Origin of the sequence: Klebsiella aerogenes KCTC 2190 (assembly GCF_000215745.1) — a bacterium.
In the GTDB taxonomy this organism is placed as follows: domain Bacteria; phylum Pseudomonadota; class Gammaproteobacteria; order Enterobacterales; family Enterobacteriaceae; genus Klebsiella; species Klebsiella aerogenes.
In genome coordinates this window covers 1,743,528-1,768,176 of sequence record NC_015663.1, presented here as the reverse complement: position 1 = coordinate 1,768,176, position 24,649 = coordinate 1,743,528, and the positions used below count along the sequence as shown (strand labels likewise).

The 24,649-nt window shown below is 55.6% G+C and carries 20 protein-coding genes and 1 rRNA gene; 6 read left to right on the top strand and 15 right to left on the bottom strand.

The genetic code is table 11. The annotated features are described in order from the left end of the window. Positions 1 to 84: 84 nt before the first annotated feature. Positions 85 to 1,434, top strand: coding sequence for a lysine-sensitive aspartokinase 3 (lysC, locus tag EAE_RS08545; protein WP_015704032.1), 1,350 nt, complete (start codon positions 85 to 87; stop codon positions 1,432 to 1,434). 57 nt (positions 1,435 to 1,491) lie between these two features. Here lysC and EAE_RS08540 read toward each other — a convergent pair whose 3' ends face one another. The 3 genes from EAE_RS08540 to EAE_RS08530 are packed head-to-tail and all read right to left on the bottom strand — an operon-like array spanning position 1,492 to position 4,645. Then, complete coding sequence (locus EAE_RS08540; RefSeq protein ID WP_015704031.1) at positions 1,492 to 2,280, bottom strand: nucleotidyltransferase domain-containing protein; 789 nt, start codon at positions 2,278 to 2,280, stop codon at positions 1,492 to 1,494. A 6-nt stretch (positions 2,281 to 2,286) separates the two neighbouring features. Beyond that, a complete protein-coding gene (locus tag EAE_RS08535) occupies positions 2,287 to 3,513 on the bottom strand; it encodes an RtcB family protein (RefSeq protein ID WP_015704030.1) in 1,227 nt (408 codons plus the stop codon). Then, entirely contained in the window at positions 3,503 to 4,645 is a 1,143-nt protein-coding gene (locus EAE_RS08530; protein ID WP_015704029.1) for a slipin family protein, read from the bottom strand. Before EAE_RS08530 ends, EAE_RS08535 begins: the two co-directional genes overlap by 11 nt. Before the next feature lie 453 nt (positions 4,646 to 5,098). Here EAE_RS08530 and rtcR point away from each other — a divergent pair, with 453 nt between their 5' ends. Together rtcR and panS are read left to right on the top strand one after the other, a co-directional pair. Continuing rightward, positions 5,099 to 6,670 (top strand): RNA repair transcriptional activator RtcR, encoded by a 1,572-nt coding sequence (gene rtcR / locus EAE_RS08525; RefSeq protein ID WP_015704028.1) that lies wholly within the window; start codon positions 5,099 to 5,101, stop codon positions 6,668 to 6,670. Between the two features lie 125 nt (positions 6,671 to 6,795). Further along, entirely contained in the window at positions 6,796 to 7,725 is a 930-nt protein-coding gene (gene panS / locus EAE_RS08520; RefSeq protein ID WP_015704027.1) for a ketopantoate/pantoate/pantothenate transporter PanS, read from the top strand. Positions 7,726 to 7,761: 36 nt separating this feature from the next. On the opposite strand, the gene EAE_RS08515 is transcribed toward panS, so the two are convergent. Further along, positions 7,762 to 8,100 (bottom strand): helix-turn-helix domain-containing protein, encoded by a 339-nt coding sequence (locus EAE_RS08515; protein ID WP_015704026.1) that lies wholly within the window; start codon positions 8,098 to 8,100, stop codon positions 7,762 to 7,764. Then, positions 8,097 to 8,453, bottom strand: a complete 357-nt coding sequence (locus tag EAE_RS08510; protein WP_015368791.1) for a type II toxin-antitoxin system RelE/ParE family toxin — start codon at positions 8,451 to 8,453, stop codon at positions 8,097 to 8,099. The genes EAE_RS08515 and EAE_RS08510 overlap by 4 nt, the downstream gene beginning before the upstream one ends. A gap of 203 nt (positions 8,454 to 8,656) precedes the next feature. On the opposite strand from EAE_RS08510, the gene EAE_RS08505 reads away from it, so the two are divergent. Beyond that, positions 8,657 to 8,929, top strand: coding sequence for a YjbD family protein (locus EAE_RS08505; RefSeq protein ID WP_020079883.1), 273 nt, complete (start codon positions 8,657 to 8,659; stop codon positions 8,927 to 8,929). Here the strand turns inward: EAE_RS08505 and rluF are convergent. Continuing rightward, positions 8,926 to 9,804 carry a 23S rRNA pseudouridine(2604) synthase RluF gene (rluF, locus tag EAE_RS08500; RefSeq protein WP_015368793.1) on the bottom strand — a complete coding sequence of 293 codons (879 nt, stop codon included), beginning with the start codon at positions 9,802 to 9,804 and terminating at the stop codon, positions 8,926 to 8,928. The genes EAE_RS08505 and rluF overlap by 4 nt on opposite strands. A gap of 61 nt (positions 9,805 to 9,865) precedes the next feature. After that, on the bottom strand, positions 9,866 to 10,111 hold the full coding sequence (locus EAE_RS08495; RefSeq protein WP_015368794.1) for a YmjA family protein: 246 nt from the start codon (positions 10,109 to 10,111) through the stop codon (positions 9,866 to 9,868). Between the two features lie 145 nt (positions 10,112 to 10,256). Between EAE_RS08495 and pepE the strand changes: the two genes are divergently transcribed. Beyond that, positions 10,257 to 10,946: a dipeptidase PepE gene (gene pepE / locus EAE_RS08490; protein WP_015368795.1), complete on the top strand. Its 690-nt coding sequence runs from the start codon at positions 10,257 to 10,259 to the stop codon at positions 10,944 to 10,946. 70 nt (positions 10,947 to 11,016) lie between these two features. Here the strand turns inward: pepE and EAE_RS08485 are convergent, their stop codons facing one another. Further along, complete coding sequence (locus tag EAE_RS08485) at positions 11,017 to 12,648, bottom strand: Na/Pi cotransporter family protein (RefSeq protein ID WP_015368796.1); 1,632 nt, start codon at positions 12,646 to 12,648, stop codon at positions 11,017 to 11,019. Positions 12,649 to 12,778: 130 nt separating this feature from the next. After that, positions 12,779 to 16,462, bottom strand: coding sequence for a methionine synthase (metH, locus tag EAE_RS08480; RefSeq protein ID WP_015704023.1), 3,684 nt, complete (start codon positions 16,460 to 16,462; stop codon positions 12,779 to 12,781). A 195-nt stretch (positions 16,463 to 16,657) separates the two neighbouring features. Between metH and iclR the strand changes: the two genes are divergently transcribed. Then, entirely contained in the window at positions 16,658 to 17,488 is an 831-nt protein-coding gene (iclR, locus tag EAE_RS08475) for a glyoxylate bypass operon transcriptional repressor IclR (RefSeq protein ID WP_015368798.1), read from the top strand. Positions 17,489 to 17,539: 51 nt separating this feature from the next. Here the strand turns inward: iclR and aceK are convergent, their stop codons facing one another. The 6 genes from aceK to rrf all read right to left on the bottom strand — a co-directional run bounded on the left by aceK (position 17,540) and on the right by rrf (position 24,599). Beyond that, positions 17,540 to 19,324 (bottom strand): bifunctional isocitrate dehydrogenase kinase/phosphatase, encoded by a 1,785-nt coding sequence (gene aceK, locus EAE_RS08470; protein WP_015704022.1) that lies wholly within the window; start codon positions 19,322 to 19,324, stop codon positions 17,540 to 17,542. Between the two features lie 100 nt (positions 19,325 to 19,424). Continuing rightward, positions 19,425 to 20,729, bottom strand: a complete 1,305-nt coding sequence (gene aceA, locus EAE_RS08465; protein ID WP_015368800.1) for an isocitrate lyase — start codon at positions 20,727 to 20,729, stop codon at positions 19,425 to 19,427. A gap of 31 nt (positions 20,730 to 20,760) precedes the next feature. Next, on the bottom strand, positions 20,761 to 22,362 hold the full coding sequence (gene aceB / locus EAE_RS08460) for a malate synthase A (protein ID WP_015704021.1): 1,602 nt from the start codon (positions 22,360 to 22,362) through the stop codon (positions 20,761 to 20,763). Positions 22,363 to 22,622: 260 nt separating this feature from the next. Then, positions 22,623 to 23,552: a homoserine O-acetyltransferase MetA gene (metA, locus tag EAE_RS08455; RefSeq protein ID WP_015368802.1), complete on the bottom strand. Its 930-nt coding sequence runs from the start codon at positions 23,550 to 23,552 to the stop codon at positions 22,623 to 22,625. Between the two features lie 126 nt (positions 23,553 to 23,678). After that, a complete protein-coding gene (locus EAE_RS08450; RefSeq protein ID WP_015368803.1) occupies positions 23,679 to 24,068 on the bottom strand; it encodes a YjaA family stress response protein in 390 nt (129 codons plus the stop codon). Positions 24,069 to 24,483: 415 nt separating this feature from the next. Continuing rightward, a 5S ribosomal RNA gene (gene rrf / locus EAE_RS08445) occupies positions 24,484 to 24,599 on the bottom strand. Positions 24,600 to 24,649: the final 50 nt, after the last annotated feature.

Here is a 24,649-nt window from a genome sequence, read left to right as displayed (position 1 = left end):
GCGCTCCGGTTATTTCCAGCCCGAACCAGGAGCGGTTGTTCAGGAATCGTTTTAATAAGTCAGGCCCCCTGACACGAGGTTGTTATGACAGATTTAGTTGTTGCTAAGTTCGGCGGCACCAGCGTGGCCGATTTCGACGCGATGAACCGTAGCGTCGACGTCGCGCTGCTGGATGCGAATACCCGCGTAGTGGTGTTATCCGCATCGGCTGGCGTTACCAATATCTTAGTTGCTTTAGCGGCAGGGCTGGAACCCACCGAACGTTTCGCTAAGCTCGATGAAATGCGCCAAATCCAGTTCAATATTCTGGAGCGTTTACGTTATCCCAACGTTATTCGTGAAGAAATTGAACGTCTGCTGGAAAACATTACTACCCTGGCGGAAGCTGCCTCGCTGGCGAGCTCGGAAGCCTTGACCGATGAACTGGTGAGCCACGGCGAACTGATGTCCACCTTACTGTTCGTTGAGATCCTGCGCGAACGCGGTATTGCGGCGCAGTGGTTCGACGTACGTAAAGTGATGCGCACCAACGATCGTTTCGGCCGTGCCGAACCGGATATCGCCGCGCTGGCGGAGCTAACGCAACAACAACTGGCGCCGCGCCTGCAAGAAGGCCTGGTTATTACCCAGGGCTTTATCGGCAGCGAAGCCAAAGGACGCACCACTACCCTTGGTCGCGGCGGCAGCGACTATACCGCTGCGCTGCTCGGCGAGGCCTTAAACGCCAGCCGTGTGGATATCTGGACCGATGTCCCAGGGATCTACACAACCGACCCGCGCGTCGCGCCCGCGGCGAAACGCATCGATGTGATCGCTTTCGCTGAAGCCGCGGAGATGGCCACGTTCGGGGCCAAGGTATTGCATCCGGCCACCCTGCTGCCGGCCGTACGCAGCGATATTCCGGTATTCGTCGGCTCCAGCAAAGAACCTAAAGCCGGCGGCACACTGGTCTGTCATAAAACCGAAAATCCACCGCTGTTCCGCGCGCTGGCGCTGCGTCGTCGTCAGACGCTACTGACCCTGCACAGCCTGCATATGCTGCACTCCCGCGGCTTCCTTGCTGAAGTGTTCGGTATTCTGGCGCGGCATAATATTTCCGTCGATCTGATCACCACCTCGGAAGTGAGCATTGCGCTGACCATGGACACCACAGGTTCTACCTCCGCTGGCGACACCCTGCTCACCCAGGCGCTGCTGACCGAACTCTCTTCGCTGTGCCGCGTCGAAGTGGAAGAAAACCTGGCGCTGGTCGCCCTGATCGGCAACGAGCTGTCGAAAGCCTGCGGCGTCGGTAAAGAGGTGTTTGGCGTACTGGAACCGTTCAATATCCGCATGATCTGTTACGGCGCATCCAGCCACAACCTGTGCTTCCTGGTGCCGGGCGACGATGCGGAGAAAGTGGTGCAGAAGCTGCATCATAATTTGTTTGAATAATCGCGACGGGAAAGCCCGTTAGCAAAAGGCCCGGTTTCGTCAGAAGCCGGGCCTTTTTTATGGCGCCAGTACCGTGCTCATCAGCAAGCGATCGAGTTGCTCAACGCGCCCCGTTCGGCTATCCGGCAGCTCCGGCGCTACCTCGCCACGCGCCAGCTCATGTTGAATAAAGGCATGCAAAAGCGGGCGTCGTATACCGTACTCTGCTTCGCCGGCACGTTGTTTGCGAACCAGCAGCTCATCGATTTCATTACGCAGTGCGGGTTCCAGTTCGCTACCCGCCAGCAGTTCGCTAAAACGCATCGGCGGCACGCCTTTACCAGCTTCAACCCAGCGCACGGCCAACAGCGGGCGCAGTACATAAAAGTATTTTTTCAACCGTACCTGCTCACCCTGCAGGTAGCCGCGAAAGTTCTTCCGCGCCATTGAATAGTAGTGCCAACGGGCGCGCAGCGGCGAAAACCACTGCGGCACCAGCGCTTTTAACGCCGCCACTGTCGACGCGTCCTGCTGATACACCACCGGTGAATCCAGCCACTCTATAAGAGTAGGGTTCGCCGCTTTCAATAGCCCCAGCGCTTTGCGCCACTCCCAGCCGCAGACATCCAGCTCATCATCTATCGGCAGTTCGATAACATCGCGCTGCGCTTCCACGCGTAAATACCATTCGGGTTGATGAACATATAAAAAGCGAACATCATAATCGCTATCCGGCGAGGCAAAACCCCAGCCGCGGCTACCCGATTCACAGGCATACAGCACCCTGACCTGGTAGCGTTGTTCTATGTCGGCTAGCTGCCGCCGCACGCGCTGGCGCATCGCGGCATCGACGCTATTTTCACTCATTATTTTTTATCCTTTAACACAGACGACCTGACGCAGGGTATGTACCACCTCTACCAGCGACGATTGCGCGGCCATCACCGCCTCAATGTCTTTATAAGCCAGCGGAATTTCGTCGATCACCTCACTATCTTTTCGGCATTCGACATGGGCGGTCGTGCGGATCTGGTCTGCGACGGTGAACCGCTTTTTCGCCGCCGTTCGGCTCATCACGCGTCCTGCGCCGTGGCTACATGAGCAGAAACTCTCTTTATTACCCAATCCGCGCACAATGAAGCTTTTTGCCCCCATTGAGCCGGGAATGATGCCCATTTGCCCCTTCTGCGCCGATACCGCGCCTTTACGCGTGACCAGAACCTCTTCGCCAAAGTGCCGCTCTTTCTGCACATAGTTATGGTGGCAATTGACCGCCTCCTGCTGGGTCATAAACGGTTTCGTCACAATGGCCGATAGCGCCGCCAGTACCCGCGCCATCATTACCTCGCGATTATGCCTGGCGAAATCCTGCGCCCATTCCACCGCCTCGATGTAATCCTCGTAGTGCGGGCTACCTTCCTGAAAGTAGGCCAGATTTCTGTCCGGCAGATTAGCGATATGCTGCTGCATATCGTTCTGCGCCAGGGTAATAAACAGGTTGCCGATAGCATTACCGACGCCGCGCGAACCGCTATGCAGCATTACCCATACCCGCTGCTGTTCATCCAGGCACACTTCAATAAAGTGATTGCCGGTACCCAATGTTCCGAGATGCTGATGATTATTGGTTTTCAACAACTGCGGATATTTGTCCGTCAGGCGCTTAAAGCGCGGAGCCAGTAGCGACCACTGTTGATCGACTTCCTGCGGCGGCGTCTCCCAGGCGCCTTTATCGCGCCGGGAGCGCGTGTTAGTTCGCCCGTGCGGTACCGCCTGCTCGATCGCGCTGCGCAACCCGCCCAGGTTATCCGGCAGATCGCTGGCAATAAGCGAAGTACGCACCGCCATCATACCGCAGCCAATATCCACGCCGACGGCCGCCGGAATGATTGCCCCTTTTGTCGGGATCACGCTGCCAATAGTCGAGCCTTTCCCGAGATGCACGTCCGGCATCACCGCCAGATGCTTAAAGACAAACGGCATTTTTGCCGTATTCAGCAACTGGACGCGTGCTTCCGGCTCTACCGGCACGCCGCGGGTCCACATTTTGATCGGCGCGCTATTTTCCGCCGTCAGCAGGTGATAATCGTTATGCGCCATGGTTCACTCCATTAATGTTGATAAGTCCATGTAATACCTGGTCCAGCCCGCCAAATACGGAAATTTTATCGATTCGCTCCGCGACGCGTTCGAGCGTTTCAAGCTCTTTTAAGCGCAGGGCGACCGGATTGTTTTCCATTACTTTGGCCGTGTTCAATAAAGAACGAGTTGCCGCCGTCTCTTCCCGGCGGCGGATAACGTTGGCCTGGGCCGATTTCTCCGCTTCCACCAACTGCGACAAAATGGCCTTCATGTCGCCTGGCAGGACGATATCTTTTACTCCCAACGAGGCGATCTCGATGCCGAATGGCGCCATACGCTCTTTCACCTGCGCGCTCACCACTTCATCAATCATCTGTTTATTTTCCAGAAGCTCATCCAGCGTACGTGTACCGACCGCTTCGCGCAGCGCGAACTGCAGTTCACGATACAGATGATCCAGCGGTTTAGTTAACTGGCAAAATGCCGTCAGCACGTCTTGATAACGCCAGTTCGCCGCCAGATTCAGACGTAAATTAACTTTGTCTTTGGTCAGGATCTCCTGACCGCTGACCTCCAGCACCTGCAGGCGAGTATCCACCACTTCGGCTTCCACCAGATGGTTAATCTTCCAGTAGGCAGTCAAACCGGGCGGTAGAGCTTTCTGCAGCTCGCCGTCAATTTTCACCACCCCAACATGCCAGGCAGGAACCTGTACCGTCAGTATCGACTCACGCCCTTTTACCGCGCCGCTGCGTCGAGGTTGCAGTACCGCGTTCATCACCTCTGCTGGTACCAGCACCGCGCGAGTATCCATGCGTACCAGCTTCAGCGCATTGTCATATTGCCAGTACAGACGGCGCGTCGCTGGCGGGATGATCTCCTGCAGCACGCCATCGATATACAGCGCGCCGGCTTCCTCTTCCGCCATATCAGCCGCCAGGCAGTAACGGTCGATCCATTCAGGCTGGAAGCGGCGCATATAGTCGGCCAACGCCTGCGGTACTTCGCTGCCATCGGTGGTGACGATCAGCACTTCCGGTGTGGAAAACCACGGTAAGCGATGCTCGCCGGCTTCCAGTACCTGATAGTAGTCGCCCGCTTTCGCCAGCAGACCTAATTGACCTTTTCGTATCGTTATTTTCTTAGCCATTATTCGTTCCTTAAAAATGGAGCAGGCGCGGATGCAAAGGCGAAGCGGCAGGGGAACTCGCTTTTGCCTGGCGCCCGGCGTTATTATCGGCAACCTGTTTTGGGGACCGCCAAACACGCAGTTCCCCGGCTTATTATTTTGATTTACAACCAGTTTCATCGAGGAGATGAATGAGGGAATCGAACCCTCCACTTATGTGGTCAGTTGCTGACGGAACGCGGCAGAAAAACGGACTGCGCCGTTTCTACAGCGCCGGCGGGGTTTAACCCCCTGCATTTCAGCACGTTGACAATAGAGTTATTGCCAGAAGCGTGCCAAAAACGTAAAACAACAAAATAATTTATTAACCAAATGAAAATTAATGACTTTTATTTATTAAGCATCTATTCAGATTGCCTACGGCAAGATAAATTTTTATCCTTAAGTATCTAATTTTATCTTGTGGGATAAATCATGAGAAAACGTCGGGTGGTTATTGGCGTACTGGGGACGGTGCTCGATAAACGTGGCAAGCGCGCCAACCGTTTTCGCAAGTGGCGGCCAACGGTTGGGTTGTGCCAACAAGCTGAAATGCCCATTGATCGGCTGGAACTACTGCACCAGCCCCGTGACATCGGCATGGCGCAGCAGCTCGCCGAAGATGTGGCGTTGGTCTCGCCACAGACCGAAGTACATCCGCATGCTGTAGCCATCGCCAATCCCTGGGATTTCGAAGAGGTGTATGCCGCCTTTCTTGATTTTGCGACCCGCTACCCGTTCGATACCGACAATGAAGAATATCTGGTGCATATCACCACCGGAACGCACGTGGCGCAGATCTGCTGGTTCCTGTTGACCGAGGCGCGCTATCTGCCCGCCAGTTTGCTGCAGACCGGGCCGGCGCCAAAAGGCGCCACCGACGAGCAGATCGCGGCCGGTACCGCCTCGGTTATCGATCTGGATTTAAGCCGCTATGCCACTCTAACCAGCCGTTTTCAGCGTGAACAACAGCAGTCCGTTTCATTTCTTAAGGATGGGATTGAAACCCGCAACGCCACCTTCAATAAACTTATCGATCGCATTGAGCGGGTTTCTCTGCGTTCAACCGATCCGATTCTACTCACCGGGCCTACCGGCGCGGGCAAATCCTTTCTCGCGAAACGCATTTTCCAGCTACGCCAGTCACGCCACCTGGTGGCGGGTAAGTTTGTCGCCATCAACTGCGCCACGCTGCGTGGCGATAACGCCATGTCGACGCTATTCGGCCACGTCAAAGGCGCTTTTACTGGCGCGCAAGCGGCGCGTAGCGGCCTGCTACGCGAGGCCGATGGCGGCGTGTTGTTTCTCGATGAAATTGCCGAACTGGGCCTCGATGAACAGGCGATGTTGTTAAAAGCGATTGAAGAAAAAAGCTTTTTCCCGTTTGGCTCCGACAAAGAAGTGCACAGTGATTTTCAACTGATTGCGGGTACCCACCGCGACATGCGCCAGTGGGTCGCCGATGGCCGCTTTCGTGAGGATTTATACGCGCGTATCAACATGTGGAGCTTTGCGCTACCCGGTCTGGCGCAGCGTAGAGAAGATATTGCGCCCAATATTGAGTACGAATTGCAACGTTTCTCCAGCGCCAGACAGCAGCAAATACGTTTTGATAAAGACGCGCGCGTGCGCTATTTGGCTTTCGCCAGTTCGCCGCAGGCCCAGTGGCGCGGAAATTTTCGCGAGCTTGGCGCCTCGGTGACCCGCATGGCGACCCTCGCCGAACAGGGCCGAATTACGCTGGATGTAGTCGATGAGGAAATTTCGCGACTGAGCGAGAGCTGGCAGATCAACGATCCTCTTCCCGTCGTCATCGACGAGATCGATCTGTTCGATCGCCGTCAGTTGGAAACGGTGCTGGAGGTTTGCCGCCGCAGCGCTTCGCTATCTGAAGCCGGTCGTGAGTTGTTTGCGGTCTCCCGGCTGAAAAAGGCCAATCCGAATGATGCCGACCGGTTACGCAAGTACCTCGCCCGCTTTGGTCTCAGTTGGGAAAGCCTGGGCTAATCATCATGAGCATAATTTGTTTGAATATTATTCCTTAGCGCGATAAACAATAGCTATAGCCGGGCTCGAACCCGGCTTTTTTATAACAACATCAACACAACAAACACTGTCGCAAGGAATACACTATGCTCGCCACGCTTACGCGGCTGTTCCCCTTATGGGCGCTGCTGCTCTCCGTCATGGCTTATTACACGCCAACCACTTTTACCCCTATCGGCCCGTGGGTCACCACGCTGCTGATGCTGATTATGTTCGGCATGGGCGTCCATTTGAAGCTGGACGATTTTAAGCGCGTGCTATCACGTCCGGCGCCGGTCGCTGCGGGAATTTTTCTGCATTACCTGGTGATGCCGCTCGCCGCCTGGGTACTGGCGCTGCTGTTCCACATGCCGCCAGAACTCTCCGCCGGGATGGTGCTGGTCGGCAGCGTCGCCAGCGGCACGGCATCCAACGTCATGATCTACCTGGCGAAAGGCGATGTCGCGCTGTCGGTAACCATCTCTTCCGTTTCTACGCTGGTTGGCGTGGTTGCCACGCCGTTGCTGACGCGCCTGTACGTTGATGCGCACATTCAGGTCGATGTGATGGGCATGTTGCTAAGCATCCTGCAAATCGTGGTGATCCCAATCGGCCTCGGTCTGATTGTCCATCACCTGTTGCCAAAAGTGGTAAAGGCGGTGGAACCCTTCCTTCCCGCCTTCTCCATGCTGTGCATCCTGGCGATTATCAGCGCCGTGGTCGCCGGTTCCGCATCGCATATCGCTTCGGTAGGCCTGGTGGTTATCGTGGCGGTGATCCTGCATAACGCTATTGGCCTGCTCGGCGGGTACTGGGGCGGGCGCCTGTTCGGTTTTGATGAATCCACCTGCCGCACCCTGGCGATCGAAGTGGGTATGCAAAACTCCGGCCTCGCCGCGGCCCTCGGGAAAATCTACTTCGGCCCACTGGCCGCCCTGCCCGGCGCGCTGTTCTCGGTATGGCATAACCTTTCCGGCTCGCTGCTGGCGGGTTACTGGTCCGGTAAGCCGACGACCAAAAAAGGCAACCAGCGCTAATCGGTATACGTCCGGGCAAATGCCCGGACGTTTCGTTTATCCCACCTGTAAACTCACCGGCTTGCCTAACTTCATTAACATCATGACCAACGCATCAAGGGTAAACTTACTGGTTTTCTGGTTTACCACATCTGAAATACGTGGTCGTGAAATATTCAACTTCGCTGCAGCATCCGCTTGCTTCAGTTGATTTTCATCTATCCACTCAGCAATTTCCTGCATGAGTTGCCGCTTTAGTATCATTAGCTGTTCAACTTCTTGTTCCGCTTGCGCCCTTAACCGCTCCGCTTCACAGTCATCAAAGCCGAGTTCACGGAAAATATTCGTCTCTGCTGCCGTCACGTGACGGATGCCATCTACTTTCTTACGATTCATTTACGACTCCTGTGTTCCTGCGGTATAAGCTGCAAACGGCTTCTGACAATTTGTTTTTCATGTTCGGCGGTACGTCGAGTTTTTTTGTTAAAACAGTGCAGGACATAAACCTCTGCCTCAAAACGAGCAAGGTAAATCACCCGATAAGCGCCGGAATAATGACGTAACCGTATTTCCTCCACGCCTCGACCCAACTGAGGCATTGCTTTCCAATCAGCAGCTTCTAACCCCGCCTGTAAACGGTAAAGCTGGAAACCGGCATCACGGCGGACCTCCTCAGGAAATTGGCGCAAATCATCAAAGGAAGACCCCATCCAGACAATACGTCGTAAACTTTGCCCTTGATTCAACATACCACATCCTTGTATAAAATTTTATACACAAATCGCGCAAAAATAAGTTTGCGGATGACCACATAAACCATGCCGCTACGCTAATCCAGACAACATCATCAGTCACCCACGCAGCAAATATTCTGCGAGGCATTTTCCAGATTAGTTCTATTTTGCGCTGATTGCCGTACACTGGGTTCTCTGGTCTGATTGAGGGCACCACCATGGCACTCCCCCGCATTACACAAAAAGAGATGACCGAGCGCGAACAGCGCGAATTGAAAACGCTGTTGGACCGCGCGCGTATCGCGCACGGCCGCCCGCTGAGCAATGCGGAAACGAACAGCGTAAAAAAGGAATATATCGATAAGCTGATGGCGCTGCGCGAAGCGGAAGCGAAGAAAGCCCGCCAGGCGAAAAAACAGCAGGCTTACAAAGTAGACAAAGAGGCGACATTTTCGTGGTCGGCGAATACGCCGACCCGCGGCAGGCGTTAGCGGCCTTTCTTTTTACGTCCCGGCTGAGCGAAACGTTTACCGTTCGAGGCCGGACGGCCTCCTTTATCGTTGGTTTTTTCCATCTTCACCACCGGGCGCTTGATCCCGGCGGTCGCCGCTTTGGCCTTCGGTTTAGCTTTTGGCTTCGCTTCGGAAGAGGAATTTTCAATCAGCTTGAACAGGTCGATCAGCTCATCATCGGTTAAATCGCGCCACTCACCCAGGGGAATGCCCGTCAGGCTAACGTTCATAATGCGCGTCCGCTCCAGCTTCGTGACTTCATAGCCGAAATGCTCACACATGCGGCGGATCTGACGGTTTAACCCCTGAACCAGCGTAATGCGGAACACGAACGGCGCTTCTTTCTTGACCTTACATTTCTTGGTCACGGTACCAAGAATCGGCACCCCCGCGCCCATGCCACGAATAAACTCATCGGTAACCGGCTTATCGACGGTGACCAGATACTCTTTTTCGTGGTCGTTGCCGGCGCGCAGGATTTTGTTGACCAGATCGCCATGGTTGGTCAGGAAAATTAACCCCTGGGAGTCTTTATCGAGACGGCCAATCGGGAACACACGTTTACTGTGGTTCACGAAGTCGACAATATTATCGCGCTCGCCATCTTCGGTAGTGCTGACAATACCTACTGGCTTATTCAGCGCAATCAGCACCAAATCATCGGCTTCTCGCGGCTCAATCAGCTGACCGTTGACTTTCACCACATCGCCCGGCTTCACCTGATCGCCAATGGCGGCGCGCTTACCGTTGATAAAGACGTTGCCTTGTTCAATAAAGCGGTCCGCTTCGCGACGCGAGCAAATCCCGCTTTCGCTGATGTATTTATTTAATCGAGTAGATGAGTCGGTCAGCATAGTTTCTCCTTTGACAGCGAAATATACCTCACCTTACTGGCGATAAAAAACAGGGATAGCGTTATTCATTACCCCATTGATTGAGGAAATTGGCGATATCGTCGATACGCTGTTCGGCAATGCCTGCTTCACGGGCCATCTCCTGCTGCGCTTCCTCGCTGATCTCCTCGTTATTCATTAAGCGCGTAATCAGCAGCTGGAAGTAATGCGCCAGACAATCACGCTCGGAATCTTTTACCGCTTCTGCGCACTCCGTCGAGTACTCATCCACGATGTCATAATATTTCAGCGGTATTTCATTGTTCATAGGTCGTCTCCGGGGTGGCTAGCATCTGCGCTTTCGGCCCCGATGATAGCATTCAGCTTATCTGCACCGTGAGCCATATCAGCGCCCCGACGCCGGGCCAATGATAGAATCGGCGTTAAATGACATGTTTACACAGGATGAAAAGATGGAACTGCTGTTACTGAGTAATTCAACGCTACCGGGCAAAGCCTGGATGGAACATGCGCTGCCGCTGATTGCCGGCCAGGTCAAAGGCCGCCGTTCGGCGGTATTTATTCCCTTCGCCGGGGTGACGCAAAGCTGGGATGATTACACCGCCAAAGCCGCCGCCGTCATGGCGCCTATGGGCGTCAGCGTGACCGGTATTCACAGTGTCGCCGATCCTATCGCCGCCATTGAAAACACCGAGATGGTCATCGTCGGCGGCGGGAACACCTTCCAGCTTCTGAAAGAGTGCCGCAGCCGCGGGTTGCTGGCGCCGATTGTCGATGTCGTCAAGCGCGGGGCGTTGTATATCGGCTGGAGCGCGGGATCTAACCTCGCCTGCCCGACCATTCGCACCACCAACGATATGCCGATTGTCGATCCTCAGGGGTTTGACGCGTTAGGGCTGTTCCCGCTGCAGATTAACCCGCACTTCACCAACGCGCTGCCGACCGGGCATCAGGGTGAGACCCGCGAGCAACGTATTCGCGAATTGCTGGTCGTGGCGCCGGAATTAACGGTGATTGGCCTGCCAGAGGGGAACTGGATTCAGGTCAGCGACGGACACGCCACGCTCGGCGGCCCAAACCCGACGCTGTTGTTCAAAGCGGGAGAAGAAGCGGTAACCCTGGCCGCGGGCCACCGTTTCTAGGCTGGTTTGGCGAACATTACCCGGATAGCGGCGTGTTGCGCCTTATCCGGGCTACCCTGCGTAAATCCCGCTAATAATCATCCCGCTCGTCGTCTTCATCCGGCTGCTCCATCACGCTATAGGCAACAGCGCAGAACAGCGAGTTCAGACGCTTCATATCGCCCAGCAGCGCCAGATGCAACGTACTGGTTTCAATACTCTGCACGTTTTGCTGATGCAGGCGGTCAACATGCGCGTGCGAGTAACGGCGGTTGAGAATACGGAAACGGTGCTTACTGCGGCGCAACCGACGGGCGCTCGGCACGTCGCCGGAAAAGAAGACCGACATCGCCAGCTGCAGGTTACTGAGCAGTAGCTCGTATAACGCATCCAGCTCTTTTAGCCCCTCAACGGAAAATGCGCGCCGCGCCGCCAGAGATTTATCGGCGATTTCGCTGCCCATTCGCTCGACGATGTCAGACGCCTGCTCCAGGTTGAGCGACATCTCGATAATTTCCGCCCAACGGCGCGACTCCTCTTCCGCCAGCTCGTCCTTCGGCATCCGCGCCAGATAAAGCTTAATCGCCGTATACAGCACGTTGATATCGTCCGCCATCCGCCGCAGCTCTTTCTCTTCGCGCGGCTCGCCGTGCATCACCTTGCGCAGGCTTTCCAGCATCTGCTCCATGGCGTCGCCGATACGTAGGGTTTCACGCGCGGCATTGGCCAACGCCAATGCCGGCGTATCCAAAGCCGAGGGATCCAGATGCTTCGGCTTGAGATGGTTATCCAGCTCCGGCTCATCGCGGATCAGGCGTTTACACAGATTCGCCATCGGCCCGGCGAACGGCACCATCGCCACACAGCGAATCAGGTTGTAGAAGACGTGGAAGTAGATGACCAGCTCCGACTCTTCCAGCGGCAATTTGTGCATGACATCCGCCAGTACGTGCACAAATGGCAAAATTATCAAGCTCCCCACCAGCTTGAACAGCAGGCTGCCAAGCGCCACCCGCCGCGCCGCCGCGTTGGCGCCGCTGTTGTTAAGCATCGCCAGCAGACCTGAGCCAAGGTTAGCGCCGATGACCAGACATAGCGCCACCGGGAAAGAGATCACCCCGGTGCCGGTTAACGTTGCGGTCAGCAGCACGGCCGCCAGGCTGGAGTAACTGATAATGGCGAACACGGCGCCAATCAGCGCATCCAGCATGATATCGCCGGTCAGCGAGGCGAAAATCACCTGAACGCCGTTGGCCTGGGTAATCGGATGCACCGCCTGGACGATGAGCTCCAGCGCCAGCAGGATCAGCCCGAGGCCGATCCCCACCCGTCCAAGCTGGCCCGCGCGGGTCTGTTTACGCCCGAGGAAGAAAATAACGCCGATAAATATCAGCAGCGGCGATAGCCAGGAGAGGTCGAAGGTCAGTACCCTCGCCATCAGCGCCGTCCCCACATCCGCACCCAGCACCATGACCAGCGCTGGCGCCAGCGCGACCAGATCCTGGGCCACAAACGACGTCACCAGCATGGTGGTGGCGTTACTGCTCTGCACCAGCGCGGTGACGCCAATCCCCGCGCAGAAGGCGAGCGGTTTTTTCTCCACGCTACTGCTGAGCACGGTACGCAGGCGCGCGCCAAAGACGCGCATCACGCCGGTGCGCACAATATGGGTACCCCACACCAGTAGGGCTACGGCGGAAAGTAGGTGTAACAGCGTTAACACAGAATCAGCTTCTCCTTATCGTTATAAGTGTTCCTGAGGTTTAAACCTCCCTTCAGTATAAGGGGTTAACTTCAATAAAGAGACAAGGCGCTCAAAGAGCGCCCTGTTTGTTGTAACGAAACATATTTCGTTAGTCAGCATCATAGCCGAGGTTAGGGGCGAGCCAACGCTCAACTTCGGCCGCCGTCATCCCTTTACGCAGGCCGTAATCTTCCACCTGGTCGCGCTGGATCTGCGCCACGGCGAAGTACTTACTATCAGGATGGCTGAAGTACCAGCCGGAAACCGATGCGCCAGGCCACATGGCGAAGGACTCGGTGAGCTTCATGCCGGTATGCGCTTCCACATCCAACAGTTCCCAGATGGTCGCTTTCTCGGTGTGTTCCGGGCAGGCCGGATAACCGGGCGCCGGGCGGATCCCCTGGTAATTTTCGCGGATCAGCTCTTCATTGCTGAGGTTCTCATTGGCCGCATAGCCCCAGTAAACCTTACGCACTTTCTCATGCAGATACTCGGCGAAGGCTTCCGCCAGACGGTCGGCGATGGCCTTAACCATGATCTTGTTATAGTCGTCGTGCTGCGCTTCATAGGCTTCCGCCAGCGCGTCTTCTTCCAGCCCGCCGGTCACCGCGAAAGCCCCGATATAGTCCGCTTTACCGCTCAGCTTCGGCGCAACAAAATCAGAGAGGCAGTAGTTCGCGAAGCCGACTTTTTCCGTTTGCTGGCGCAGGTGATGGCTGACCGTCAGCACGTGGGTGCGGGTTTCATCACGATAGATTTCCACGTCGTCGCCAACGCGGTTGGCCGGGAACAGCCCGACCACGCCGCGCGGGTTGAGCGTTTTTTCGGCGCTGAGTTTATCCAGCAAATCGTTGGCGTCTTTAAACAGGCGTTGCGCCTCTTCACCCACCACTTCATCTTCCAGGATACGCGGATATTTGCCCGCCAGCGACCAGGTCATAAAGAACGGCGTCCAGTCGATGTAGTTACGCAGCGTTTCGATGCTGGCTTCCACCTCCTGCACGCCCAGGCGATGGGCTACCGGCGGCGTGTAGCTCTCCCAGTCAAACGCCAGATCGTTTTCCCGCGCCGCCTGCAGAGTCACAGGCGGCGTGCGCGGCTTTTTACGCCCGTGCTGGATCCGCACGGTTTCATACTCTTTACGGGTACGGGCGACAAAATCATCGCGCTGGGTTGCCGACAGCAGGGCTGAAACCACGCCTACGGTACGCGAGGCGTTCTGCACGTAGACCGTCGGGCCACTGTAGTTCTGTTCGATTTTCACCGCGGTATGGGCTTTCGAGGTCGTCGCTCCGCCAATCAGCAGCGGAATGGTAAAGCCCTGACGCTCCATCTCTTTCGCCACGTTGACCATTTCGTCCAGCGACGGCGTGATAAGCCCGGAGAGACCAATCAGATCGGCGTTTTCCTCGCGCGCGGTACGCAGGATTTTCTCTGCCGGCACCATCACGCCGAGATCGATAATTTCGTAGTTGTTGCACTGCAGCACTACGCCGACGATGTTTTTACCAATATCGTGTACATCGCCCTTCACAGTGGCGATCACCATCTTACCGTTGCTGGAGCCCTGTTCTTTGCTGGCTTCGATGTAAGGTTCGAGGTAGGCCACCGCCTGTTTCATCACCCGCGCGGATTTTACCACCTGCGGCAAGAACATTTTCCCTTCGCCGAACAGATCGCCGACCACGTTCATGCCGTCCATCAGCGGCCCTTCAATCACCTCAATCGGCCGTTCGGCCTGCTGGCGCGCCTCTTCCGTATCCTGCTCGATAAATTCGGTAATCCCTTTGACCAGCGAGTATTCAAGACGCTTTTTCACCTCCCAGCTGCGCCATTCCGCCTGCTGAGCGTTCGCGCTATCGTCCGCTTTGCTGCCGCGATATTTTTCCGCCAGCTCAAGCAATCTTTCGGTACTGTCATCGCGGCGGTTAAGGATCACATCTTCAACCGCGTCGCGCAGCTCGCCAGGCAGATCATCGTATATCGCCAGCTGGCCGGCATTGACGATGCCCATATCCATACCGTTGCGGATAGCGTAATAGAGGAATACGGCGTGGATCGCTTCACGTACCGGATCGTTACCGCGGAACGAGAACGACACGTTGGAGACGCCGCCGGAAATCAGCGCATGCGGCAGCTCGCGTTTTATGTCTTCACAGGCGCCGATAAAGTCCTGAGCGTAGTTGTTGTGCTCTTCAATACCGGTGGCGACGGCAAAAATGTTGGGGTCGAAGATAATATCTTCCGGCGGGAAGCCGACCTCTTCGGTGAGGATTTTGTAGGCGCGACGGCAAATTTCGATTTTGCGCTCGCGGGTATCGGCCTGGCCTACTTCATCAAAGGCCATGACCACCATTGCCGCGCCGTAGCGGCGAACCAGCTTAGCATGATGAATAAAGGGTTCGACGCCCTCTTTCATCGAGATCGAGTTAACGATGCCCTTGCCCTGAATGCACTTGAGTCCTTTTTCGATGACTTCCCACTTGGAGGAGTCGATCATAATCGGCACACGGGCAATATCCGGTTCACCCGCTATCAGGTTGAGGAAACGCACCATCGCCGCTTCGGCATCGAGCATCCCCTCATCCATATTGATATCGATAATCTGCGCGCCGCTTTCCACCTGCTGGCGCGCCACGTCCAGCGCTTCGCTGTATTTCTCTTCTTTGATTAAGCGCTTAAATTTAGCGGAGCCGGTGACGTTGGTCCGCTCACCCACGTTGACGAACAGGCTATCGTCGCCGATGTTCAGCGGCTCCAGGCCAGACAGACGGCAGGCGACCGGCAGTTCCGGCAGCTGGCGCGGCGGTAAGCCTTCTACCGCCCGGCTCATGGCGGCGATATGTTCCGGGGTGGTGCCGCAGCAGCCGCCGACGATATTAAGGAAACCAGCCTGCGCCCATTCGCGAATTTGCGCCGCCATAGTGTCGGCATCCAAATCGTATTCGCCGAAGGCGTTCGGCAGTCCGGCATTCGGGTGCGCGGTAACGTAGCATTCGGCGATCCGCGAAAGCTCCTGCACGTACTGGCGCAGCTCATCCGGCCCCAGCGCGCAGTTCAGGCCGAAGGTCAGGGCATCGGCGTGGCGCAGCGAATTATAGAACGCTTCGGTCGTCTGCCCGGACAGTGTACGTCCGGAGGCATCGGTGATAGTGCCGGAAATCATAATCGGCAACTCGACGCCGAGCGCCTCAAATTCTTCTTTGACCGCGAAAATCGCCGCTTTGGCGTTCAGGGTGTCAAAGACCGTTTCAATAAGAATGAGATCCGAGCCGCCTTCCACCAGCGCTTTGGTGGATTCACGATAGGCGGCCACCAGCTGATCGAACGTGATATTCCGAAATGCCGGATCGTTGACGTCCGGAGAAATAGAAGCGGTGCGGTTGGTCGGCCCGAGCACCCCCGCCACATAGCGCGGTTTTTTCGGCGTACGCGCGGTCCACGCGTCGGCGCTGGCGCGGGCCAGCTTTGCGGCGGCAAAGTTGATTTCCGCCGACAGGGATTCCATTTGGTAATCCGCCATCGCGATGGTTGTCGAGTTGAAGGTATTGGTCTCGATAATGTCCGCGCCGGCGGCGAAATAGGCGTCGTGGATCTCGCGAATAACCTCAGGCTTGCTGAGGACCAGCAGGTCGTTATTGCCTTTCAGGTCGCACGGCCAATCGGCAAAGCGTTCGCCGCGGAAATCCTGCTCACTCAGACGATAGCCCTGGATCATGGTGCCCATGCCCCCGTCCAGAACCAGAATGCGTTCTCTTAACTGCTGATGTAATTGTTCTACTTTGTTACTCACACAGACTCCCGACAGCGCTCAACTCAGACCAAAAAGCCAACAAACCATACTGGCATAAACCAACCTGCCGGAAAAGGAAACCTGCAGCAACATGAGACAAGTTCAACTTCACTCCTCCGATCAGTCTGGTTGTGATTGCATTATCGCCAAATAAAACGAAAATCATTTCCACGATACAGAAAAAAGGAGTTCATCATGGCTACCCCGGTTCCCGCCAAACGCGGCAGAAAACCCGCCGCTGCCGCCCCTGCCGCGCAAGCTGGCGGGCAAGTGCAGTCGCTTACCCGCGGCTTAAAACTGCTTGAATGGATTTCTGAATCGCATAGCAGCGTCGCGCTCACCGAACTGGCGCAGCAGGCGGGACTGCCTAACTCCACGACCCATCGTCTGCTCACCACCATGCAGCAGCTCGGTTTTGTCCGCCAGGTCGGCGATCTGGGGCACTGGGCGATTGGCGCGCATGCGTTTGTCGTCGGCAGCAGCTTCCTGCAAAGCCGCAATCTGCTGGCCATCGTCCATCCTATTCTGCGCCAGCTGATGGAAGATTCCGGCGAAACGGTCAACCTGGCGGTGCTGGATAAAAGCGATCATCAGGCGATTATCATTGACCAGGTGCAATGTACGCAGCTGATGCGCATGTCGGCGCCGATTGGCGGCAAATTGCCGATGCACGCGTCAGGCGCCGGAAAAGCGTTTCTGTCGCAGTTGAGCGAAGAAGAGGTCACCACGCTGCTACATCGGAAAGGGCTGCACGCTTACACCCACGCCACCCTGGTTTCTCCGGTACATTTGAAAGAGGATTTGGCCCAAACGCGTAAACGCGGCTATTCATTTGATGATGAAGAACATGCGCTGGGGCTGCGCTGTATCGCCTCCTGCATTTACGACGAACACCGCGAGCCGTTCGCCGCTATCTCCATCTCCGGGCCGATTTCGCGCATGACCGATGACCGGGTGACCGAGCTTGGCGCGCTGGTTATTAAGGCTGCAAAAGAAGTCACGCTGGCATACGGCGGGGTTAAATAATAAAAATGCCCCAAAGGGGCATTTTTAGTAGGCCTGATAAGCGTAGCGCCATCAGGCAGATCGGCGCACCTTGCCGGATGGCGGCGTAAACGCCTTATCCGGCCTACTGTCGGCGCCATAGCGCACGCTAAAACGCTGCCTACGCCGGTAAGCATAAACATCTTCCACGTGTCCGTTTTTAATTCGCGTCTGTAATTCGCGCCAGTAATCGGCACGCAGCAAATCGGCGTGCATTTCCTCCAGTAATGGTCCGATCCGCGGATCGGCGCACAACCAGTGACGGAACTCTTCCGGGAAGACATCGCCAGGGGACACGCTATACCAGGGTTCACTGGCCAGCTCATCTTCCGGATAGCGCGGCGGCGGAATATCGCGGAAATTCACCTCGGTCATGTAGCAAATTTCATCGTAATCGTAGAATACTACCCGCCCGTGGCGCGTGACGCCGAAGTTTTTGAACAGCATGTCGCCGGGGAAGATATTGGCGGCCGCCAGTTGGCGAATGGCATTACCATACTCTTCTACCGCGTCGCGCAGCGCCTGGCCTTCCACCTGCTCCAGCCAGATATTGAGCGGCACCATCCGTCGTTCAATATAAAGATGGCTGATGGCAATGCGATCGCCGAGGTCGGTCAACTTATTTCCCGCTTCCGCCTGCAACAGCGTCATCAGCTCGGGCGCAATTTGCCGCTTATCGAGCACAAAGTTTTCAAATTCCTGAGTATCCGCCATCCGTCCGACGCGGTCGTGTTCTTTGACCAACTGATAGCAGGCGCGGACGTGGGCGGCAGTCATCTCTTTTTGCGGCGCAAAGCGGTCTTTAATCACCTTAAATACCCGGTCGAATCCCGGCAGGGTAAAGACCAACATCACCATCCCACGGATGCCTGGCGCTTCAATAAACTGCTCATCGCTGCGGGTAACATAGTGCAGGTACTCGCGATAACTTTCCGTTTTAGCATGCTTCTGACAGCCAATCGCCATATATAGCTCGGCGGTAGTTTTTCCCGGCAGAATCTCGCGCAGCCATTCAACCAGCGCCGCGGGCAGCGGCGCGTAGACCATGAAATAGGAGCGGGCGAAACCAAAGACGATACTCGCCTCGGCGTGGGTCGTCAGGCAGGTATCCACAAACAGCTGACCGTCATCGCTACGATGTATCGGCAGCAGGAACGGCAGCGTCGCCATCGGCGTAATCAGTTTACCCACCAGCCAGGCGGCTTTATTACGGTAAAACAGCTCATTCGCCACCTGCAGATGCGACTGCGACAGCAACTCGCCGCCAAGCGCTTCGCGTAAATGACTGACGATATAACCGATATCACGCCCTTTGTTTTGCCACGGCAGGCGCAGCGGCAAATCGGCAAGCAGGTTATGCATCAGGTATTCCCAGCCGCGTTCGGGATAAAAGTCCTTCGCCAGCGGTCGCGAAATCGTGCGAAAACGCCGTTCCGGCTGGGAGCTGAAAATAAAGAGCCGCTCGGGGGTCAGCGAGCGGTGGTCAAACAGTCGGCAGTAGACCGAGTTGAAAAAGCTCTCCGCAATTTCAAAGCGAGGGTAATCCGGCAAAAGTTGGGTGTACTGCTGTTTCACCCGCAGAAGAAAATCGACGTCGGTACTTTTCCCTTCGGTAATACAGCGCAGCTGTTCTACCACCAGACCCACGTGGTGATCGTAGAGGTGGATACGCTGCTTCATCGCCTGCTGCACGGCGTGCCAGTCCGCTTGTTCGAAGCGCTGCTGTGCGCCGGAAGTGACTTCCAGAAAACGCCCGTACTGGGCGTCGAATCCCTGTAAAATGGTTTGGGCAATCAGTAGTTCCAGGCCACGCGTCATCGCTTTCCCCCATCCGGCACAACATCATGCCGGATGGCGCGTTCGCTTATCCGGCCTACACCTTTGTAGGCCCGGTAAGCACTGCGCCACCGGGCATTGCTTAAAACTGCGATTCTTCGGTCGAGCCGGTCAGTGCCGTTACCGACGAGGTCCCCCCCTGGATAATGGTGGTCACTTTATCGAAGTACCCGGTACCCACCTCCTGCTGATGCGACACGAAGGTGTAGCCTTCCGGCCCGGCGGCAAACTCCGGCTGCTGAACTTTTTCGACGTAGTGACGCATCCCTTCGCCCTGCGCGTAGGCGTGGGCCAGGTCGAACATGTTGAACCACATGCTGTGAATACCCGCCAGGGTAATGAACTGGAATTTATAGCCCATGTCCGACAGCTGCTGCTGGAAGCTGGCGATGGTTTTATCGTCGAGATTTTTCTTCCAGTTAAAGGACGGCGAGCAGTTATAGGCCAGCAGCTTGCCCGGGAAGCGGGCGTGGATCGCTTCGGCGAAACGGCGTGCCTGTTCAATGTCCGGTTTAGAGGTTTCACACCATACCAGGTCAGCGTAAGGGGCGTAGGCCAGGCCGCGGCTGATTGCCTGTTCGATACCGGCATGGGTGCGATAAAAACCTTCGCTGGTGCGATCGCCGGAGATAAATTCCCGATCGTAAGGATCGCAATCCGAGGTAATCAGGTCAGCGGCATCAGCGTCGGTACGGGCGATAAGCAGCGTCGGCACCCCCATCACATCCGCCGCCAGGCGCGCGGCGACCAGCTTCTGAATCGCCTCTTGCGTCGGCACCAGCACCTTGCCACCCATATGTCCGCACTTCTTCACCGACGCCAGCTGATCTTCGAAATGCACGGCCGCTGCACCGGCCGCAATCATCGATTTCATCAGCTCAAAGGCGTTCAGCACGCCGCCAAAACCGGCTTCCGCATCGGCGACGATCGGCAGGAAATAGTCGATAAAACGCGGATCGTTCGGCTCAATCCCCGCCGCCCACTGGATCTGATCGGCGCGACGGAAGGTGTTATTGATCCGATCAACCACCGATGGCACCGAGTTAGCCGGGTACAACGATTGATCCGGGTACATACTGGAGGCCAGGTTGGCGTCGGCGGCGACCTGCCAGCCAGACAAGTAGATGGCTTCAATGCCCGCCTTCGCCTGCTGCAGCGCCTGGCCGCCGGTTAACGCGCCAAGGCTGTTGATATAACCCTTTTTCGCTTCACCATGCAGCAGACGCCACATTTTCGCCGCGCCAAGCTGCGCCAGCGTGCATTCCGGGTTCACCGAGCCGCGTAACTTCACCACCTCTTCCGCGCTGTATGGGCGGGTAATGCCTTCCCAGCGCGGGTTCGTCCACTCTTTGTTTAATTCTTCGATTTGTTGGGTACGGGTTTTCATGTGCAGATGCTCCATATTGTGATGGGGTGAATTACGCCAGCAGGCGGTAACCTGGCAACGTCAAGAAGTCGATCAGTTCGTCGGAAGTGGTGATTTGCTCCATCAGCCGCGCCGCATCGTCAAAGCGACCGTGGCTGAAGCGGTGTTCCCCCAACTCTTCCTGAATCACCATCAGCTCTTCAGCCAGCCACTGGCGGAACAGCGCCTTGGTAACCGGTGTGCCGTCGTTCAGGGTTTTCTGATGATGGATCCACTGCCAGATAGAGGTACGCGAAATCTCAGCCGTCGCCGCATCTTCCATCAGGCCGTAAATCGGTACGCAGCCGTTGCCGGAGATCCAGGCCTCGATGTATTGCACCGCCACGCGGATATTGGCGCGCATGCCGGCTTCAGTACGCTCACCCTCGCAGGGAGCCAGCAACTGCTCGGCGGTAATCGGCGCGTCGTCATTGCGGGTAACAAACAGCTGGTTAGGATGTTCACCCAGTACGCGGTTAAAGACATCCATTGCCGTATCCGCCAGTCCCGGATGCGCAATCCAGGTGCCATCGTGGCCATTGTTAGCCTCCAGCTCTTTATCGGCGGTGACTTTATTCAGCACCTGACGATTGCGCTCGGCGTCTTTGCTCGGGATAAACGCCGCCATACCGCCCATCGCGAAGGCGCCGCGCTTATGGCAAGTCTTAATCAGCAGGCGTGAATAGGCGCTCAGGAAAGGTTTATCCATCGTCACCACCTGGCGATCCGGCAGGACACGATCGGGGTGATTTTTCAGCGTCTTGATATAGCTGAAGATATAGTCCCAGCGCCCGCAGTTCAGGCCAACAATATGGTCGCGCAGCGCATGCAGGATTTCATCCATCTGGAACACTGCCGGCAGCGTTTCAATCAGCAAAGTAGCCTTAATGGTGCCGCGCGGCAGTTCAAAACGATCTTCGGTGAAACTGAAGACTTTGCTCCACCATGCCGCCTCTTGCCAGGACTGGGTTTTCGGCAGATAGAAATAGGGGCCGCTCCCTTTCGCCAGCAGAGCCTGGTAGTTGTGGAAGAAATAGAGCGCAAAATCGAACAGACTGCCGGGAATCGCCTCACCACGCCAGGTAACGTGTTTTTCCGGCAGATGCAGGCCGCGAACGCGGCAGACCAGAACCGCCGGATCGGGCTGCAACTGATAAATTTTCCCCGCTTCGTTGGTGTAGCTGATGGTGCCGTTGACCGCATCGCGCAGGTTGATTTGGCCATCAATGACTTTGTGCCAATCCGGCGCCAGCGAGTCTTCGAAATCAGCCATAAAGACTTTGACGTTAGCATTCAGGGCGTTAATTACCATCTTGCGTTCAACCGGACCGGTGATTTCTACGCGGCGGTCTTGTAAATCGGCCGGAATACCTCGAATCTTCCAGTCACCATTACGAATGGAATCCGTTTCCGAAATAAAATCAGGAAGATTACCCTCATCAATGGCCTGCTGTTGCTGGACGCGTACCGCCAACAGTTGATTACGCTCAGGCATAAAGCGGCTCACCAGTTCCGTCAGGAACTCCACCGCTTCCGCAGTCAGAATTTGCTTCTCCTGCTCGCCATAAGGCTGGCTGAAGGCCAGTTCATCGGTCATTGTCGCCTGGTGCGTCATTGTGCAGCTCCTCTTGTTTGATCCTGGTAGCGCGAACGAAAGATCGTTGTCTGCTTTTCGCTCAGCACAATTAAGACTACTCAAGAATTTTCCAAAATCAAAAACAATTTCCATTTTCAATTTAAAATTTATACAACATCTTGATAACAAAGAAATTAAAGTTTAAATAGAAGGGGAAGTGATTTTCGGAAATAAAAAAGGCACCCGAAGGTGCCTGAGGCGAGATGCTGAAACGCTTTAGGATCGTACGCGCTGGTAGATTAATCCAGCGTGGGATTCATATGTCGCAGATCGTATGGCGTGATTTGGTAGACGTAATAGTTAAGCCAGTTGGCAAACAGGAGATTGCCATGACTGCGCCAGGTCGCCCGCGGTTTATTGTTTGGATCGTTATTCGGGAAGTAGTTGTCCGGAAGCTGTGGCGCTAAACCTGCCTCCAGATCGCGGAAGTATTCACTTGCCAGAGTATGCGGATCGTATTCAGGGTGACCGGTAACAAAAGCGATACGCTTGTCTTTGCTGGCGAACAGATAGGCATCGCCATCTTCGGTTTCAGCAAGAATATCGAGGTCGGTGTAGTCACGAATCAGCCCGGCCGGGAAGTCGGCATAGCGCGAATGAGGCGCAAGGAAGGTGTCATCAAACCCGCGAGTCAGCAGCGCATGCGGGTGCAAAATATGGTGTTCATAAACGCCAGAGATCTTTTCGGTACGAGTTTGCTTAGGGATGCCATACAGAATATTCAGTGCCGCCTGTACCGCCCAACAGACAAATAGCGTTGACGTGACATGATCCTTAGCCCACTCCAGTACCTGTTTAATCTGCGGCCAGTAGGCAACATCATTAAACTCGACCAGCCCCAACGGCGCACCGGTAACAATCAGACCATCGAAGTTCTGCTCGCGAATATCTTCGAAATTGCAGTAAAAGTTATTCAGGTGCTCCGTCGGCGTATTACGCGACTCACGCGCATCGATGCGTAGCAGCTGGATATCAACCTGCAGCGGCGAGTTCGACAGCAGCCGCAGGAACTGATTCTCCGTCTCGATCTTCTTGGGCATCAGATTGAGAATTAACACCTTCAGCGGGCGGATTTCCTGAGTTGTAGCACGCGATGTGGTCATCACGAAGACGTTTTCATCGCGCAAGAAATTGACGGCCGGTAGCTCGTCCTGCACCCGAATTGGCATAGCTGTATCACCTCATTACATACGTATAAACGTTTAGACATCCAGATAGCTGACAATAACCAGGAATAAACAAAATGTCGAGTCTGCAAGCGGAAGGTGAGAAAGTTTCAATATCGACAACAGCCGTCAGGACGTGGAATTAGCCAGCAACGCACGAACTTCAACATCGTTGCGTACATGGCTGCTGCAGCGAACTTCAAGCTGGCGGTAACGCATTGATACGGCGCTGGCAACCATTTCCATTATTGCGCGCTCTTCGACTTGTGATAACCCTCCTTCATTTAACTCCATGGCATCGACCAGAATGCGAAAGCGCTTTCTTTTCAGCAAACGCGCCAGCCAGTTTTCGCCTTTTTGTTGTTGGATCAGGGGATATAAGACGTCATGCGCGGCAAAAAACTGTGCCACGAGGAGACGTTGATTGCTAAATGCCCCGCTGCCACTGTATTCGCGGCTATCATCGAGGTTGCGTACGGTCATTCGGTTTTTATACAACGAGATATATAAGATGGTCACGCGTCCTTTCCTGTTTCAGCAAGATCCTGAGAGGATAATAACAGCTGACAGGAGACTTTAGACGCTCCGTATCAAGTTTCGGAATAGGGCGTGGGATTTCCCCGGAGGCGGTGCTGCGCACCTTTTCCGGGCTACGGGGTCTGTAGCCCTGGTAAGCGCAGCGCCACCGGGGGAGATGGCGGCGCGTCTGGCCGCAAAACACCAAAACAAAAGGCCCGGTCTTCCGACTGAGCCTTTCGTTTACGTTGCTATGACAGCGGCTTTCCCCGGAGGCGGTGCTGCGCACCTTTTCCGGGCTACGGTTTTTGTAGCCCCGGTAAGCGCAGCGCCACCGGGGGAGATGGCGGTGCGTCTGACCGCAAAACACAAAAACAAAAGGCCCAGTCTTTCGACTGAGCCTTTCGTTTTATTTGATGCCTGGCAGTTCCCTACTCTCACATGGGGAGACCCCACACTACCATCGGCGCTACGGCGTTTCACTTCTGAGTTCGGCATGGGGTCAGGTGGGACCACCGCGCTATCGCCGCCAGGCAAATTCTGTTTTCAACACGTCCTCAGGACGCATCGAGTAATCTGTATCA